The organism is Oscillatoria sp. FACHB-1407 (assembly GCF_014697545.1).
Classification (GTDB): domain Bacteria; phylum Cyanobacteriota; class Cyanobacteriia; order Elainellales; family Elainellaceae; genus FACHB-1407.
The window spans coordinates 1-17,967 of sequence record NZ_JACJSA010000046.1; the positions used below are offsets into that span (position 1 = coordinate 1).

15 protein-coding genes are annotated in these 17,967 nt (G+C 47.9%); 5 read left to right on the forward strand and 10 right to left on the reverse strand.

Annotated features, from left to right (window positions below):
- The first annotated feature begins 411 nt into the window (after window positions 1–411).
- Window positions 412–537 (forward strand): hypothetical protein, encoded by a 126-nt coding sequence (locus H6G89_RS35440; protein ID WP_242060247.1) that lies wholly within the window; start codon window positions 412–414, stop codon window positions 535–537.
- Between the two features lie 105 nt (window positions 538–642).
- A complete protein-coding gene (locus H6G89_RS35445; RefSeq protein WP_242060246.1) occupies window positions 643–825 on the forward strand; it encodes a hypothetical protein in 183 nt (60 codons plus the stop codon).
- A gap of 306 nt (window positions 826–1,131) precedes the next feature.
- Here H6G89_RS35445 and H6G89_RS33450 read toward each other — a convergent pair whose 3' ends face one another.
- Entirely contained in the window at window positions 1,132–1,335 is a 204-nt protein-coding gene (locus H6G89_RS33450; RefSeq protein ID WP_190514340.1) for a hypothetical protein, read from the reverse strand.
- Between the two features lie 48 nt (window positions 1,336–1,383).
- Here H6G89_RS33450 and H6G89_RS33455 point away from each other — a divergent pair, with 48 nt between their 5' ends.
- Entirely contained in the window at window positions 1,384–1,767 is a 384-nt protein-coding gene (locus H6G89_RS33455; RefSeq protein WP_190514341.1) for a hypothetical protein, read from the forward strand.
- Between the two features lie 103 nt (window positions 1,768–1,870).
- Complete coding sequence (locus tag H6G89_RS33460; RefSeq protein ID WP_190514342.1) at window positions 1,871–5,614, forward strand: PAS domain S-box protein; 3,744 nt, start codon at window positions 1,871–1,873, stop codon at window positions 5,612–5,614.
- Between the two features lie 77 nt (window positions 5,615–5,691).
- On the opposite strand, the gene H6G89_RS33465 is transcribed toward H6G89_RS33460, so the two are convergent.
- The 7 genes from H6G89_RS33465 to H6G89_RS33495 form a co-directional block, all read right to left on the reverse strand.
- Complete coding sequence (locus H6G89_RS33465) at window positions 5,692–8,169, reverse strand: hybrid sensor histidine kinase/response regulator (RefSeq protein ID WP_190514343.1); 2,478 nt, start codon at window positions 8,167–8,169, stop codon at window positions 5,692–5,694.
- Window positions 8,170–8,245: 76 nt separating this feature from the next.
- Window positions 8,246–9,772 (reverse strand): hybrid sensor histidine kinase/response regulator, encoded by a 1,527-nt coding sequence (locus tag H6G89_RS33470; protein ID WP_190514344.1) that lies wholly within the window; start codon window positions 9,770–9,772, stop codon window positions 8,246–8,248.
- 116 nt (window positions 9,773–9,888) lie between these two features.
- Complete coding sequence (locus H6G89_RS33475; RefSeq protein WP_190514345.1) at window positions 9,889–10,329, reverse strand: response regulator; 441 nt, start codon at window positions 10,327–10,329, stop codon at window positions 9,889–9,891.
- Between the two features lie 4 nt (window positions 10,330–10,333).
- The gene (locus H6G89_RS35450; RefSeq protein ID WP_441339456.1) at window positions 10,334–11,923 is read right to left on the reverse strand and encodes a sensor histidine kinase; all 1,590 of its coding nucleotides are present in this window, start codon (window positions 11,921–11,923) and stop codon (window positions 10,334–10,336) included.
- Window positions 11,829–14,573, reverse strand: a complete 2,745-nt coding sequence (locus tag H6G89_RS33485; RefSeq protein ID WP_190514346.1) for a PAS domain S-box protein — start codon at window positions 14,571–14,573, stop codon at window positions 11,829–11,831. Before H6G89_RS33485 ends, H6G89_RS35450 begins: the two co-directional genes overlap by 95 nt.
- 126 nt (window positions 14,574–14,699) lie before the next feature.
- Complete coding sequence (locus H6G89_RS33490) at window positions 14,700–15,083, reverse strand: response regulator transcription factor (RefSeq protein ID WP_190514347.1); 384 nt, start codon at window positions 15,081–15,083, stop codon at window positions 14,700–14,702.
- Window positions 15,084–15,087: 4 nt separating this feature from the next.
- Complete coding sequence (locus H6G89_RS33495) at window positions 15,088–16,293, reverse strand: sigma-54-dependent Fis family transcriptional regulator (protein WP_199337100.1); 1,206 nt, start codon at window positions 16,291–16,293, stop codon at window positions 15,088–15,090.
- 394 nt (window positions 16,294–16,687) lie between these two features.
- Here H6G89_RS33495 and H6G89_RS33500 point away from each other — a divergent pair, with 394 nt between their 5' ends.
- Window positions 16,688–16,963 (forward strand): PAS domain S-box protein, encoded by a 276-nt coding sequence (locus tag H6G89_RS33500; RefSeq protein ID WP_190514348.1) that lies wholly within the window; start codon window positions 16,688–16,690, stop codon window positions 16,961–16,963.
- Here the strand turns inward: H6G89_RS33500 and H6G89_RS33505 are convergent.
- The gene (locus H6G89_RS33505; RefSeq protein WP_190514349.1) at window positions 16,902–17,735 is read right to left on the reverse strand and encodes a sensor histidine kinase; all 834 of its coding nucleotides are present in this window, start codon (window positions 17,733–17,735) and stop codon (window positions 16,902–16,904) included. The genes H6G89_RS33500 and H6G89_RS33505 overlap by 62 nt on opposite strands.
- Before the next feature lie 68 nt (window positions 17,736–17,803).
- The coding region (locus H6G89_RS33510; RefSeq protein ID WP_242060248.1) for an IS1 family transposase at window positions 17,804–17,967 on the reverse strand (164 nt) is incomplete at its 5' end.

Genomic DNA, 17,967 nt, shown 5'->3' on the forward strand with positions numbered 1-17,967 from the left:
ACTGCTAGCATGAAAAGCAACCACCTGACTCGCCTGATCTCCTGCCATGACCGCAGAACGGTTAGCCAAAATTCCGCCCCTTGAAAGCGGCGCACCCGGAAAGCATTTTTTGCAGTCGGCAATTCCCAGGACTATGGCTGGCGGGCGAAGCCCTCTTGTCTGGCAATTTGGGAAAGGTACTTCGTGTTCTTGGACAAGGAATCGGAGTCCAGAGCATGGGGAATTTATAGCCTCTCTTTAATCCATCGTCCTCAGCATGTTTGAAAAACTTGGCAAATTTCAAGGTATTCAACAGGTAACTTGGTACGCTTGGGAGACTGAGAGACGAAGATGATACTAGAAATCTGTTCGGGTAATCTGCTTGAGACAAATGCTGAAGCTCTTGTAAACACCGTCAATTGTGTTGGTGTTATGGGAACGGGGTTGGCACTGCAATTTAAGCAGGCATTCCCGGAAGATTTTGAGGAGTATCAACGGGGTGCCAGGATGGCGAAGTCAAGCCAGGGCAGATGTTTATCATGCCGACAGGTTATCTAACTCATCCCCGTTACATCATCAACTTTCCCACCAAACGTCATTGGAAAATCCATCCCGCATTGAAGATATTGAAATCGGGTTGCAAGCACTGATTGAATCAGTAAGGTGGCTAAAGATCCGCTCGATCGCCGTTCCGCCTCTCGGTTGTGGCAATGTGCAGAGTTCGCAGCAAAAGCGGTGGTTGCTCTTAAAAACTCTAGTGAAGACATTGCTGCTGATCTGGGACTACCGCATAAGCGCAAAGATTGGGAAGATGAACATTGGGAAGCTTACTCCTCAGCTACATGATGGATCTACTCACCTGCGACCTGAAGCCTTAACCATACATGACCACTACTCAGGAGGCTTGCAATATACCCTTGGCAGCATTCCATTACACCCAGAGCAGCATACGCTTGATTTTACATAAGGGACATTCGATCGCCTCACGCAAGTAGAGCAAACCAAAAATCCAGAATCAGGCACCTGGGGTGGACGACGCGCCGTTGGCGCTGCTTGAACACTAAAGATTTGAACTTCTACCACATCCGTTGTGGGCTGAAAGGGTAAGGTTGCGGTGGGCGATCGCGGTTTCCATGCAAACGATTCTCCATTCTAATGCGATCGCCCTTCTGCGATCGGTTCACTGTAGGTCGCTATATCAATCCCACTCCTAAATTGAGCGTTTGGCTCAGCAAAATAGTCCTCTGGCAATATTTGGTTCAAGTCATCCGCCAAATAAGTTGACCAGGCATTATAAAAACCATGCCAGTGCCGCCGATGACTTAATGGAGGACGAACGTGATCAAGAAGTACCATATCGCTGGCTTTTAATGGTTCACTCAGGTTGATTTTAGCCTTCCCCCTATGAATCATTTCGTTCGTGTCAACCGAACGATAAATAACGATTTCAACAACAAACTGGTAATTAAAGAATTTCCAACCATGACAGAGGAAACCACTAAAACTCATTTTGCTACCCTCACTGGCTTTCAACCTCGCCAATTTCAGCAAGAGACGATCGCTACCATCCTCTCTGGGCAAAACATCCTTCTTCGCGCACCAACTGGTTGCAAATCAATGAATCCCGCTTGCGGGACTGAAGCCCCCACTCCCCCTTATAAACAAAAATTACGCCTGCCTACTTACACAGTCTCCTATCAATTTGATATAAGAAGCGACCTAGACTGCTGTTTTCTAGGTTTAATTTCGGTGAAGTCTCTGAGGAGTAAGCTCGTTACGTTGCAATAATATATTGCGGCTAGAGTAATTTTTTTAATCCTTGGGAAGACGTGCTTTTGAATTTTGAGAATAGAACATACTGCATTGGGTTGTAGAGGGAGAAAATCTCATAATGGCTAAAGAGCATCACATCCAACAGCAACTGGAGGCTGCCCAGGCTCAAATCCACCAACTATCTCAACAACTAGCTGCTGAGCGTGATGCCGCTTGCCAGGTTCAGGCCCAACTGCAAGGGCAGATTGAGCAACAGCAGCGGTACATTGCTGAGCTTGAAGCCCAAACTACATATTTGCAGTGGATTATCAATACCAGCCCAGCGACCACCTACAGTTGCGAGGCTGTCTCCCCCTACTCCTGTATCTACGTCAGCCAAAGCCTTGAGACGATTTTGGGCTACACCCCAGAGGAATTCAAAGCAGAACCCGATTTTTGGGAACAGCGATTGCACCCAGAGGATGTCCCCGGTGTGTCGGCTGTCATCCCTATATTGTTTGAGCAGGGCAAGCTTCAACATGATTATCGGATTTGCCATCGGGATGGTCATTATGTATGGATCCGTGATGCTCTAGTTCTGCTGCGAGATCCTCAGGGAGTGCCCCAGCAAATGGTGGGCTTTTTTACAGATATTAGCGAACAGAAACGGCTTGACGCCGAACGCCAACACACAGAACAACTCGTCGAACAAGAACTCCAGCGTATTGCCAAAGAAAATCGCCAGTTTCGCGAGACCTTGACAACTCAGGAAGCTACCTATCGCCATCTGTTTGACCGCAATCCTCAGCCGATGTGGGTATACGACCTGGAAACTCTGCGATTTTTGGCCGTGAATGATGTGGCGATCGCCAAATATGGCTATTCCAGTGCAGAATTTTTGGCCATGACCATCGCTGACATTTGCCCTCCCGAAGAGGTGCCCCGACTGTTGGAGAATGTGGCCCAGGCTAGCTCAGGGTTGGATATGGCTGGGGTCTGGCAGCATAGCCTGCGGGATGGTCGAATTATTCAGGTCGAGATTGTGTCGTATGCCCTGGAGTTTGAGGGGCGACGGGCTGAATTGGTGATGGCTCAGGATGTAACTGACCGTATCCGCGTGGAACAGGCTCTACGCCATAGCGAAGAACGCTATCGCCTGTTGGTCGAACTGGCTCCTCAGTTGGTCTGGAGTGCTGATCTGGCAGGGCGTAATATTTATGTCAGCACGCGCATGAGTGAATATATCGGCTTGCTCCCAGAGGAGTTGATGAACTTTGATTGGCAAGCCGTTGTTCATCCCGATGACTTGGGAGCAGTGCGCGATCGCTGGATCGAGTCAGTGCAAACAGGAATACCCTATGAGACTGAGTATCGGATACGTCGAGCCGATGGAGAATACCGCTGGCATCTGATTCAAGCCATTCGTGTTCAGGATAATCCGGAGATGCAGTGGCTGGGAATGGCTACCGACATTCATGATCGCAAACAGGCCGAACTTGCCCTGCAAGACTTGAATCAGTCTTTAGAGCAGAAGGTTGCAGAACGCACCGCAGAACTCTTAACCAGCGAGGCCAAGCTGCAAGCCATCCTCAACTATTCCCCCTCTCTGATTTATGTCAGAGATCTGGAGGGACGGCACACCCTGGTCAATCAAGCTTACTTAGACTTATTTGGCTGCACCCAGGAAGCGGTGGTGGGCAAAACCAACCATGATCTTTTCCCACCCGCCATTGCTGCGGCAATTCAAGCGAACGACGAACGGTTGTTGCAACTGGGCGAACTTCAGCAGTTTGAAAAAACCGTTCGGGTCAACGGCGAAGATCGGAGTTTTCTCTCCAATAAATTTTTGCTGCGAGATAGCCAGGGTGAAGTCTATGCCCTCTGTGGGATGTCTACCGACATTACCGATCGCAAAGCTATGGAAGTAGCCCTGCAAGCTAGCTACGATCGCCTGCAAGCGATGTTGGCAGCTTTGCCCGATCATGTCTTCCGGGTCAACCGTGAAGGGGTATACCTTGACTTCTACCCCTCTAATTCCACTCTGGAGATTACTGGCCTCGATACGTTAGTTGGGCGCACCATGACAGACGTGTTACCCCCTGAAGTTGCCCAAGCTCATCTACACCGAATAGAACAGGCACTCAACACTCAAACCGTCCAGGTGAGCGAGCAGCAGGTAGAGGCTAACGGTACGAGGCTCATTCGGGAAGTGAGGGTGGCTCCCTGTGGTACTGACGAAGTTTTGTTTATCATCCGCGATATCACCGAGCGCAAACGCATCGAGGCCTGGTTCAACCGCCAACTGGCGGCCATTGAGGCCGCCATTGATGGCATCGCAATCCTGCAAGATAACAAATATCTATATTTGAACCGTGCCCACCTGGAACTGTTTGGGTATGACCAAGCCGAAGAGCTGGTTGGGCAATCCTGGACGATACTCTATAGTCCGGAAGAACTGGCCCGTTTTGAACGGGAGATCTTGCCTATACTGGCGCGTGACGGAGCCTGGGTCGGAGAAGCCATTGCCACTCGCAAAGACGGCACCACCTTTGATGAGCAGCTATCCCTAACGCTGGCAGAGGACGGATTGCTGATTTGTATAAGCGGCGATATCAGCGATCGCAAACAGGCCGAACTAGACTTGCAGCGAACCAACGCCGAACTAGCCCGTACCACTCGCCTTAAAGACGAGTTTCTAGCCAACATGAGCCATGAACTGCGTACCCCCCTTAATGCCATCCTGGGCATGACTGAGGGGCTGCAAGAAGAAGTCTTTGGCCCTCTCACCGACCGTCAGCGTCGTAGCCTGACTACCATCGAAACCAGCAGTAACCACTTGTTATCGCTAATTAACGATGTTCTAGACGTAGCCAAAATTGAAGCCGACCAACTCGAACTTGACTATGGTGCCGTCAATGTGAGCCTACTATGCAACTCCAGTCTTACCCTGGTCAAACAACAGGCTCACAAGAAATGTCTGCACCTCGAAACGCACGTTCCCAACAATCTACCTGATCTCTATGGGGACGATCGCCGCCTCCGCCAGACGCTTGTTAACTTGCTGAGCAACGCCATTAAGTTCACCCCTGAAGGTGGGCGGATCACCGTCACGGCATTCTACACGCCCCTGGCACCGGAGGCGATCGCCAACAACCGGGAACTCATCCACCCCCAGGGAGATCCCTCCGCCACCGTGGGTATTTTGACCCTGATGGTTGCCGATACAGGCATTGGGATTAGTTCTGAAAATGCGAAAAAGCTGTTTCAACCCTTTATCCAGATCGATAGCGCACTCAACCGTCAGCATGAGGGCACCGGGTTGGGATTAGCCCTGGTGAAGCGCATCACCGAAATGCATGGCGGTAAGGTAGAACTGACCAGCGAAGTCGGCAGCGGCAGTTGTTTCACCCTGCAACTGCCCATCATGGTTATCCCCTCAGGCAGTTTCCCTACAGCAGCTTCCAAAGCCTCCATCGAAGCCCCACCGCCCTTAGACCCCGCTACTGCCCCCCTAATTTTGCTGGCTGAAGATAACGAAGCTAATATCAGCACTACGACAGTCTATTTAAAGGCTAAAGGATATCAACTCATTGTGGCAAACGACGGTACTGAAGCCGTCAACCTGGCCATTAGCGCTAACCCAGATTTAATTTTGATGGATATTCAAATGCCCCAGCTAGATGGATTGGAAGCCATTCGCCAGATTCGCCAAAATCCAGACCTGGCAAACGTGCCCATCGTAGCGATTACTGCATTGGCCATGCCAGAAGATCGGGAACGCTGCCTGGCTGCCGGAGCAAACGAATATATCAGCAAACCCCTTCGCCTGAGACAGCTTTCCCACGTGATTCAATCCCTTCTGGCAAACCGATCCGTCGAATAGACAGCAACCCCAAGCTAAGATTCTTTTCTTTCCCTTCCTTGTCGATCGCCTAAGCTGAGTTTTTCAGGGACGACTAATTAATTCTTTTCTATTAGATTGGCTACTTCTATGACCAAATCGTCAGGATCAATGGGTTTGGAAATATGCGCTTGAAATCCGGAGGCGATCGCCTGTTGACGTTCTTCTTCCGAAGCATAAGCCGTTAAAGCGATCGCAGGAATTTGTCCCCCTTGGGCAGGAGTGAGCGATTCGCTTCGCGAAGCCTCGAAGAGTCGCACCTGGCGAATCAGGTCATACCCATTTTCATTGGGCATTGAAATATCGATAATCAGAAGATCGGGAATTTGTTGAGCGAATTCTTTAAGGGCATCTGAAACAGATGAAACAGCAACAACATCCGCACCATAGGATTGCAGAATGAAGATCACTAATTCCCGTCCATCTGTTTCGTCCTCAACCAGTAAAATCCTTAAGCCATCAAGAATAGCTCTATTCTCAATCCCCTCACTGTTATCAGTTTCTTGGAAGGAAGATTGTTCTACAGTCAGTGCTTTGTTTGTTACAGGAAGTAATGGAAGACGAATCGTGAAAGTTGCTCCCTGACCTTCCCCAGCACTTTCTGCTTGAATGCTGCCACCATGTAACTCAATTAAGTGACGGGCAACCGCTAATCCTAACCCTAGCCCTCCATATTTGCGGGTAGTTGAGCCATCTGCCTGACTGAAGCGTTCAAACACATGAGCCAGAAAGTCCGCTTTGATGCCAATCCCGGTATCGCAGATTTTAATTTGGGCACAGGTATCCACCCGTTCCAGGTGAATTTCAATCTGCCCACCCCCTGGAGTAAATTTAACTGCATTGGATAGCATATTCCAGATCACCTGTTGGAGGCGATCGCTATCCCCTGCCACGAACCCTACAGAACCATCCAGATAAGTTTCAAGCGTAATTCCTTTGGCGTTAATGGCAGCTTCTAACGGTTCCAATGCGTTATAAATCACCGGAATTAGGCTAATAGGGCGAACGTTCAACCGCAATTTCCCATTGATGATTTTTGAGACGTTGAGAATGTCTTCAACCAACTGGGTTTGTAGCTTGGCATTGCGCTCGATCGTCTCTAACGCGTTGTTGAGCATGGTGGGATTCAGGTTACTCGTTCGCAGCATTCGTGACCAACCCAGAATGGCATTCAGCGGCGTTCGCAATTCGTGAGAAAGAGTAGCCAGAAATTCATCTTTCAAACGGCTAGCAGACTGAGCAGTTGCCCGTTCCTGTTGAGCGACGTCATACAGATGCGCATTATCGATCGCCAATGCGGCTCGACGGGCTAATTCTTCTGCCAGGATTTGATCTGTGGAACTGTAAACTCGTCCTGATTCGGCTGAAACAAATGTAATCGTGCCTAAAATCCGTCCATGGGCTTGAAGGGGAACGACGATCGCTGACTTTAACCCTAACTCACGCAGAATTCTTAAATGATCTGCATCACGCGCACTGGCGACGAGTTGTTCATCGGTAATGATTGGGTATCGTTCGGTTTTCCCAGTTTGTAGAACCCGTCCAATCCCCTGAGATGCATTGAGATCGACGGGATAGCGTTGCTGTAATTCTTGTCCCAGTTTTACTTTGTCGGGATCTTGATGCGTGAGTACGGTGCGACGAACGGTTTGGTTAGGTTCAATCAGGTCAATGGCACACCAGTCAGCGACTTGAGGAACAACAAGCTGGGTGATCTGGGCCAGGGTTGTTTCATAATCTAAGCTGGAACTCAAAATAGCTCCAGCTTCAGCCAGGAATTGCAGCGACAGTTCAGCTTGCTTGCGACTGGTGATATCTTCTACCAAACTATCAATAAAGGTTTCGTTATCAAGCCGATTCAGGGTTTTGCTCCAGCACACCCAAACGGTGGAACCATTGGCGCGGCGCAGTTGAATCTCCTGGGCAGGCAAATGTCCGTCTTGCTTGAGGCGTTCCAGCAGTTGAACAATATCTAACGATGAATCAAAAAGTTCAGCCAGTTGAATCATCTGCGCTTCTGCTAAAGTCTCTACGCTCAGTAGCTTTAAGAAAGCGGCGTTCGCTTCGACAATTTGCCCGTTCAGCGTAGAGCGAAAAACTCCAACGTCTAGTTGATTCAGCAGGGATTGTAACCGTAGCTCCAGGCGATCGCTCTTACGCCGTTCTTCTGCACGTTCATAAGCCCGACGCACGGCGATCGCCAATCTGACCAACCGCTGAGGCGATTTGATCACATAGTCATCCAAGCCAGATTTCATCGCTTCGACGGCGATCTCCTGACTTCCACTATTGGTAAACATCACAACCGGGCAATTCGGATGCTGGGATTTAATCCTCTGGAGCACCTGAATTCCATCACTCCAGCGTAGGAGGTAGTCCGTGACAACAATGTCAAACCCGCCACCTGTTAATGCCTGGGCTAGTTCTTCTGCATTTGTAATCTCAGTAATTTGAGTATCGGGGAATTCGTGGCTGAGAACTCGGATAGCCAGGGCGCGATCGTCAGCATTGTCATCAATCAGAAGGATACGCAGCATTAACCAGATATATAGATCCTAAAGATCATCTCTTAACCACAGCGGGTAAAAATCTATCTCAATGGGGATAAACTTCTCAACTTGAAATCTGGTGAACCTGACAGATTTGCATCGGTAGCTTGACCGTAAAGCAGGTCTGCTCTGAATGACTATCAACCTCAATACTCCCTTGCAATTGCTCTACCATTCTTTTGACCAGAGCAAGACCTAACCCTGTGCCTCCCTGTTTCCAGCGATCGCCCCCTGGAACCCGATGAAATTTCTCGAAAATCAGGGGTAGCTGATCGGCAGGAATCTCTACGCCTGAATTCTGAATTGTCAACGTAAGGATGCCACTTGAACCTGCATTTGAGTTCGATGCAGTATGGGCGGAGAGACGCTCCAAATTGACCGTCAGCACAATTGACTCTTGAGGTGGCGTGTACTTACACGCATTGTTGAGCAATTCGGACAAAATTCTGGTTAGGACAGCCTGGTCTGAGATGACGGGAGATAAGGGAGAGGTAACACTGACGCTGAAATTTTGCTGACGATTGGCAGCACGTTCTTGAAAGGGTTTTATCACTTGAGAGAGCCATTGTTCTAAATCAATCACTTCTTGGTTTAGAGCATGAAGACCTGAATCGAGTTGCTGTAAATCTAGAATGTCGTTAATTAGGGCAATTTCGCGATCGCATTCCTGTTGCAAAATCTGAAAGTAGTGATCAACTTTATTGGGTGAACGATGACCGTTGGGTTCTGGTAAAACATTCTGTTTCAGCATCTGAAGTGCAAATTTAATATTCGTCATGGGTGCTCTCAAGTCATGAGTCACCATATTCAGGAAATCATCTTTAAGTTGATTTAATTGAGTTAACTCTTCGATTTTTACTTTAGCCAATTCAATTTGCTTGTGTTCTGTAATGTCCTCCACGAGTCCATCCAGAAACCAATCCTCATCAATACAAACCGTCACCATATTCCAGCGAGTCCAAATCACCATTCCATCAGGACGGCTCCATTGCACCGATTGAACCGGAATTTGTGAAAGTTGTTGAGATAATGCTGGAACAGACAGAAAATTGTTCAGATTAAGTGCTTGGTTCTCCGAGTTGTCAATGCCTAAAAGCTTTAAGAATGCAGCGTTACTTTCAAGAATACGACCGTCTAATGTAGCCCGAAAAACTCCAACCTCTAGTCGATGCAACAGAGATTGCAACCGGGATTCTAACTGATTGCTGTGGCGACGCTCCTTAACCCGTTCTAAAACATTACAGACGGCTGTTCTCAGTCGCACAAAGTGTTTAGGCGCTTTGAGAACATAATCATCCAGTCCGGCCTTCATGGCTTCTACGGCAATTTCTTGGCTCCCGCTATTGGTAAACATCAAGACGGGGCAGGCTGGTCTCTGTGCTTTAATGACATGGAGCAGGGCAATTCCATTGCTCCAGTGGAGTTGGTAGTCCGTGATAACAATATCGAAATTATTAGCGGCTAACGCTTGAGAAAACTGCTCTGAGATGGCAACCTCTTGGACTTGCAGGTTGGGAATTGCTTGCCTTAATTCTCGAATAGCAAGCAGTCGGTCATCGGCGTTGTCATCAATCAGTAAAACGCGCGGCATCAGACGAACAAGATTGTTTTAATTTATTTAAGGGTATAGAGGTTACTGAATCATTTAAGTTGTGAGAATAAAGGGATTGAAGAAAGATTAAGGACAGTGTTGAGTTAACCAAAATTTTAGGATGCTAACACAGTAGGTGCTTGATTAAATGAATTCCAGTAGTGATGCAGTGTTTTTATTGTTTCTAAAAGATTGTCAAAACCCACTGGTTTCACCAAATAGGAGTTGGCACCCAGATCATAGGCGCGATTAATATCTGACATTTCTTTGGAGGATGTCAAAATCACAACGGGTAATCGCTTCAAGTGAGGCTGCTGTCGTAACCATTCTAAAACCTCATGCCCGGACTTAATCGGAATTTTGAGATCTAATAGCAACAGACTGGGGAAAGGATAAAGTTCCCGATCAGCATAGCGATCGCTACCCGTTAAGTAGAGAATAGCCGACTCCCCATCTTGCACAACTTGAATCGGATAGGGAATATTGGCACGACGGAAAGCCCGTTGAATCAACAACACACTATCTGGATTATCTTCTGCCAATAAAATGGTTTGCATACTCTTACGCCTCGACTGCTGGTAATTCAATCCAAAAGCGGCTACCTTGCCCCAGTTGCGACTCTACGCCAACCTGTCCTCCCATGCGCTCCATGCCTCTACGCACGATCGCCAACCCAATGCCAGTACCGGGATATGCCTCAATCCCGTGTAGCCGCTCAAACACGCGGAAGATTCGGCTTTGATTATCTGGAGCAATCCCAATGCCATTGTCTTCTATCCAAACCCGTATCCTTTGCTCTCGATGTTCTGCCCAGATATGCACATGCGGTTGCGTGTCACGACTGACAAACTTAACTGCATTGGTCATCAGGTTAGATAGCACTTGCAGCAAAGTAATGTAATGTCCACTTACTTTTGGTAGAGGACGATCTACGGTTACTTGAGCGTTTTGTTCGCGTAGCTTTCCCTCTAGCTGAGACAAAGCATCTGTGACTAAAACCTCTAAATCAACTGTCTGGAGTTGGATGTTTGCCCCAAACTGGCTGTAGGTTAGCAGGTTATCGATTAACTCATAGGCACGCAGCGCGCCCCTGTTGATGCGTTGCGCGAAGTCTCGCCCCATTTCGTCCAGGCGATCGCCATAGTCTTCGATCAACGCCTGGGCAAATCCCTGCATCGTGCGCAGCGGTTCCCGCAAATCATGGGAGACGGAGTAGGCAAATGCTTCCAGTTCGGCATTGGCTTCTTCCAATTCTGCGGTTCGTTCTGTCACCCGTTGTTCTAACGTTTCGTTGAGTTGCTGAATGGCAAACTCGGCTCGTTTGCGCTCAGTGATCTCTTCGATCAAGCCATCGACAAAGGTTTCGCCTTCGATCGTATGCACCATCCGATTGAGCAGCACCCAGATTGTTTTTCCGTCGGCTCGGCGCAGTTCAACCTCCCGTTCCCATGGCTTAGGTTCAGCGGAAGGCTGCACATCCATAAAATACTGCTTAAAATTCCCGTCCGGTAGCTCAGACAGGGTTTCTACTCCCAGCATCCGCAAAAAAGCTGCATTCACTTCGAGCAGTTGCCCATCGGGTTTGGCTCGAAAAACGCCAACATTGAGGTGATTGAGCAGGGATTGGAACCGCATATCCAATTGAGCCGATCGCTTGCGTTCCTCCGCCCGTTCCAGTGCACCTCGGACGGCTGCCGAGAGTTGAATAAAATACTTGGGATATTTCAGCACATAGTCATCCAACCCTGCTTTCATGGCTTCTACGGCAATTTCCTGGCTCCCTGTGCGAGTGAACATGATGACCGGGCAGTTGGGATAGCGTTCTTTGACCTGGCGCAAAATAGTAATGCCGTCGCTCCAACCCAGTTGATAGTCCGTAATTACCAGATCAAACTCACCCGATTCTAAAGCCCTGGCAAACTCAGGTTGATTGGCGATCTCGTGAGGCTGTACTTGCTTAAAAGCACGCTTCAGTTCGCGAATGACCAAAATCCGATTATTGGGAATATCATCAATCACTAAGATGCGTAACATGGATTGTGTATCGACTTCACGCTCATAGATGGTTGTTTGGACTGGGGAGTTCGATCCAGAAGCGACTTCCCTGCCCGACTTGAGACTCCACACCGACCCGTCCTCCCATGCGCTCAACTCCTTTCCGGACGATCGCCAGTCCAATGCCAGTGCCAGGGTAAGCATCCAGACCATGCAATCGTTCAAAAATATTGAAAATTCGCTCTTGCTGTTCTACCGCAATTCCAATCCCGTTGTCTTGTATCCACAGGCGCGTCCAATCTTCTACGTCCTCTGTCCAGATTTCTATCCTGGGATGCATTGCCGGAGCCACAAACTTCATGGCGTTATTGATCAAGTTCATCACCACCTGAATCAGCGTACTGCGATGCCCAATGGCAGATAGCAAGGGTTCTCTGACCGTGATTTCTGCGTGGGTTTCCTCGATCCGGGTTTCCAGTAATTGCATCGCCTCCTCAATGACCAACTTGAGTGAAATGGGCTGAAGCTGAATGCTGGCTCGGCTCAAACGGCTATATTGCAAAAGGTTTTCGATCAGGGCATCCATCCGCATCGCGGCGTTGCTGATCCGCTGAGCGTAATCCTTTCCAACCACGTCTAGCTGATCGGTATAATCCTCAACTAATGCCTGGGCAAACCCCTGCATCGCCTGGAGGGGCGTTCGCAAATCGTGGGAAACCGAATAGGCAAAGGCTTCGAGTTCTGAATTGGCATCCTGCAACTCGCTGGTACGCTCCTCAACTAACGTTTCTAGCTCCAGGGTGTAATGTTCTAACTGATCGCGGAGTTGGCTTTGTTGAATGGCGATCGCCAACTGATTGGCAACTTCCTGAGCAATTTGCAGGTGTTCATCATTGAACGCCGATCGCTGATGAGTCCCCAGGTTGAGCACACCCACCAGGTTTTCCTCTGCCAGTAAGGGGACGGTCAAACAACTTCTCATTTCCTGACCCAACAACTGTTGCAGCCCTGGAGAGCAATGATGGTGGGCTTCAATGTCCTCGATATAGCGATAGGGTTCCTGCTTAATCGTTTCAACCGGAACAAAATCATCAATGGGAACTGTTGTGCCTTCAAGGGGCAAGGGTTCTCCTGATTCCACCCCAGTCAGCATTCGAGCCTGATTAGACTCCAACTCAAACAGCAAAATAAAGGCTTGCTGGCAGGGAATGAGGCTACAAATTCGAGTCAGTGCTAATCGAACGGGATCTTCGAGCGATCGCGCCAACAAAATCACATTGTCGATCGCATGAAGCGTTTCCAACCGTTCCGCATAGCGTTTGAGTGACTGTTCGGCGCGTTTGCGATCGCTAATATCGGCAAAGTAAATTGACAGTCCATTCGCACTGGGGTAGATATTCACCCGCAGCCAAATATTGATGACGGGGGAATAGGTTTCATAACTGACGGTTTTCTGTTCTCGCACCGCTTGCATGTGGGCTTCATAGGATTCCGTCCCAACCGCTTGCGGAAACTCTGCCCAAATACGTTTGCCAATCAAATCCTCACGTCGCTTGCGCCACAGCTGCTCTGCCTTACGATTGATATAGGTAAATTTCCAATCGTGATCAACCGCGTAGAAGGCATCACTAATGCTTTCTAGAATTTCTGTATTCTGTTGATACGCCTCAATTAACGCTTGCTCCGCCCGTTTGCGTTCGGTGACATCGGCCATAATTGCCACAATACTCCTGACCACCCCATCCGTATCCTGGAGTGGGGCAGACCACCCATTGACGGTGATGGTCTGCCCATCTTTTCGAGGGCGTTGCGCTTCAATTCCATCGAGGGATGCTCCCTGGAATGCCTGCTTCAGATTCCTCTGAAATTCCTCCTGGTAACTGCCTTGGGACATGGGGGCAGGATGACCCATCACTTCTTGTTCACTCCAACCAAAAATTCGCTCGGCGGCTGGACTCCACAGGCCAATCTTGCCCTGGCGATCGAAGGTCATAATCGCCAGTGGCGAAGCCTGAATAATGGTTTGTAGCGTATGATTCGTCTCTCGTAATGCCTCTTCCGCTTGCTTGCGATCGCTAATGTCGTGAACAACTTGAGAAAATCCCCGCAGTCGTCCCCTTTCATCTCGCAACGCCGTTGTCACCGCTTCAGCCCAAAATAGAGAACCATCTTTGCGGACATGCCATCCTTCATCCACCCATTGCCCGTGGGCGATCGCTTCCTGCAAGATAGACTCTGGCTTCCCCCGCTCAATCTCTTCCGGAGGAAAACATAAGGCAAATGAGCGTCCCATGATGTCAGCAGGACGATATCCTTTTAACCGTTCGGCTCCTGTATTCCAGGTATTCACAATGCCGTCTGGATCAATGGTATAAAAGGCGTAGTCTTTCACCTGGTCAACCAGTAAGCGATACCGTTCCTCACTTTCCTGATACGACCGGGAACTGGCTTCTGCCCGTTGTTTTTCAGACAGTAAACGCCTGTTCAGCAGGCTCACAAATGCGCCGATTGCGAAAAATACACCCAAACGCAGCAGATCGCCAAGATGGGGATTCAAGACCGATTCGTAAGACCATTGAGGTAGAAACCCAAACCCCAGCAGTCCGCTCAAAATCGTAGCCAGTAGACCTGGCCCCAAACCGCCATAGTGAGAACTCACCATGACGGCTGGAATAAACAGGAGAAAGGGCGATCGCGTCCCCCACAACGGCAGCAGCAACAGAGATAACAAGACACTGAACACTGCAACGCCATATCGTGTGTACGACGAGAAGAGTCGCGGCAAGCGGTTCAAATTAATGTTCATAACCTTCCATCTTAGGGACAGAGAAGGTTACTGCGAATCTTCAGAATGATGGACATTCAACAAGAGAGAGTTATTGCCTGGGAGAGGCTATCTGCTTCTCAGTTTTCTTCCTTTTGAGAAAAAAGATTATCGCTGTAGATCTCTGTAGGCAGCCTCAATGCAGGCGATTAGTTCCGGAATATCAAAGGGTTTACTCACAAAGTGAGCAATATTCAAGGCTTGGGCAAGTTGGTTTAAGTCTTCGTAAGCAGTTGCAAAAACGACCCCTAGCTTTACTCCCTGCGCTTTAAGCCTTTGATAAACCTCAGCACCTGTTAATTCTGGCATTCGATTATCCAGAACCAATACATCGGGCTGGTTTTGCATCACTTTTTCTAACGCCTCTTTTCCATCCCGCGCCTCTGAAACAGCCCAGCCTTCTTGCTCCAGAATAAAGCTCAGCATGATGCGACTGTCATCATCATCATCAGCGATCAGAACTTTGCGTGTCTCTAATTTTTCGGTTGGCATACAGTTAAGTGGCTAGAGGAAAGGTCAACACCAGGGTTGCTTGTCGGCTCTCCTTGATCAAATGCAGTTCTGGATTTATTGAAAAGCTCACCTGCACCAATCCATCCATTGACAGCTTCTCCACTCTAACGGCAACACTGTCTCCTTCAACCATCTGTTCAAAGGATTTTAGAAAATATCGCAATAATTGACGAATTAATTCTTTGTGATCTGCCAGAACACGGATGGGTTCTGTCCAACAAGGAACAAGTTCAACTCTACGAATCGCAATTTCTGTCTTCAATAGATCAATGAGATCATCCAGCTTATCGGTAATGCAGATAGATTGAACAATCCCCCTTTGCGAGGATGCCAGATCATGCCAGAGATTCGCACGCCGACGAAATAACTGAATAGATTGCTCTGCCTGCTGTACTAATTGCAAGGCATAGTCTAATCGACTCCTCGCCACCAAACGCGAACTCATTTCTAGCTTTAAGCGAGCTGCCTGATGCGATTGAATCAGATCTTGCTTAAGTTTTTCTAACGGTTGATAGTCATCGGGACTGGCTGCTAACACCTGGCGAATGTCCTTCTCTAAATTCGCCACCATCAGATCTGCTTCAATTCCATGTGAGGCACAGAGAAGAATTTCTTTGAGTCGTTGCCCTACCTCAGGGCGACGAACCGAGATACTAAAGACTCCCGTAACTTCCCGTTTTTCGTTGTATAGGGGAATGCCTTGACAGGTAAACGGATGAAACCCTTCAATGAAATGCTCTGTGGCAGCAATTTCGACATATCCGGCTTCAGCCAAAGATGTGCCAATGCCATTGGCCCCAGCAATGCCTTCTGAAAGCAGGGAACCTGAGTTCGGGAATGGTTCAGGGCCATTGATGGTTTGATCGTCTCCCATCACCCCCAGGACAATGGCATTGCGATCGCCCAACATCACAGCATGACGCTCTTGCCCCGCCGCTTGTGACAACATCCGAAAGTAGGGGCGAGCCGCATTGATCAAGTCTCGATTTTGCTCCAGCAATTGCTCTGTTTCCCGCACCGATAACTGCTCGGCTTGCATTGCACGGGGGTTTGCTCCTTGCAAATGCGATCGCTCCCAAGCCCGATGAATTGGCGATCGAAGCAACTGAGCAGAAATAGCTCGCGTAGAACGGTAGAGCCTTCCAGCTTCCCAGGCATTCTTACTTGAAGAACTTATACGTTGAGCCATCTAACTTTCAATCTATCGATTCTCTTACTTCAAGGTGTTTGCCTAACCCTTTTATCCCTTCAACAAAATCTTTCTTTATAGACGCAACCATTTGGGTTATGGCAAGGGGTTGTGGAGGCAGTAACTCCACAGCAGGGGTTCTACCCCTGCGCCTCGTCTTAAGCACCGTGGCTACGGCTATGTAATAAAATTTGATAATCTCTGTATCTATTTCCATCTTAAGCCAATCCAAATCATAAATTAGTCCACTACTTTAGACGGATAAAAGCTTAGAAAACTCGTTCGCTTCTTATCTTACTGATTCAGTCAAAGTGCAACCCTAGATATTCGTAAAATTTTTATATCTCGTACTGAGGAAAATCAAGGCAGGCTAGAAAAATTAACCGTTGAGAGAATGAACGAACAAAGCCCTGACAGCTTACAGCAAAGCGAATCGAACGAAGAAAAGCTGCGAGAGTCGGAAGAACGGTATCGCGTTATTTTTAAGCAGGCAGTAACAGGGGTAGCATCTACTGAACTGGACAGCAAATTAACGTTGGTTAACCAGAAATATTGTGATATCGCTGGCTACTCTGTAGCTGAACTGAGTCACTTGCGGATGTATGATATTACCCATCCAGAAGACCTGCCAAGTTATTTTTCTGCTCTAGGGCGACTAGCGGCAATGTGAGATGAATGGCTATTTCTTGATGATAAACACTAGAAATAGTTAATTCTCCACCATATAACTCAACCGCCTTTTGTGCGATTACTAACCCTAACCCCATGCCCTGCTGTTCATACTTCTCACGTTCAAATTGTATAAAAACTCCGATACTAGCAATTTGTTCATCAGTCATGCCGCGTCCGAAATTGCCAATTCGCAAATGAAATAATCCTTTCTGGCATTTGCCATACACGGTAACCGGGGTTTGGGGGTGAGAAAATTTAAATGCATTTTCTACTAACTCTTCAGCAATCCACTGAAGATGTTGTTTGGAGATGTTTAAATCAATCTCTTCAAGTCGATAATCCAGATCTTGAGATCGTTCCATTTCTTGTGCGATCGCCATTGCACACTCTGCAATAAACGTGCTGTGGGCACAATGTGAATTGATAAACTGATAATTGCCCACTTCTCTTTGACGTTCTAATGTCTTCAGTTCCAGATAGAAATAGTTCAGGAACTTACGAGTTAACGTTTCTAAGCGCAAACTCGATCGGTTTAAAATATCTAGCAGATCATTAATGGTTTCAGAATTCAAGTTAATGCGATTAACTTCACGTTTTAATAAGCCAATTGCTCCTAAAATTCCAGTGAGAGGCGTCTTTAATTCATGACTCAGTTTAGAAATAAGATTGCCATTTAGTTCTTGTAGATGATGCTCTAGTAAAGATATTGTTTTTTGTTGGAGTTGAGATAACGACTGAATCTCATTATATTGTTGTTTAATCCGTAACATGGAGTGGATGCGAGCACATAATTCCACTTTACTAACTGGTTTAGTAGTGTTCCAGACCTGTGGATCAGTCAAATGGCTCGTCCAAATTCGTATCGGTTAATAAACAGTCCAATCACAATGTCATGTAACTGAACCGATTTGGAAAAACAAATCGTCTTACGCACTAACCGCTTTATCCGTGTCCTCAACGTTAAATGCTTCCGTTCAATCTTTTGGGTGTTCGCTTTGCCGA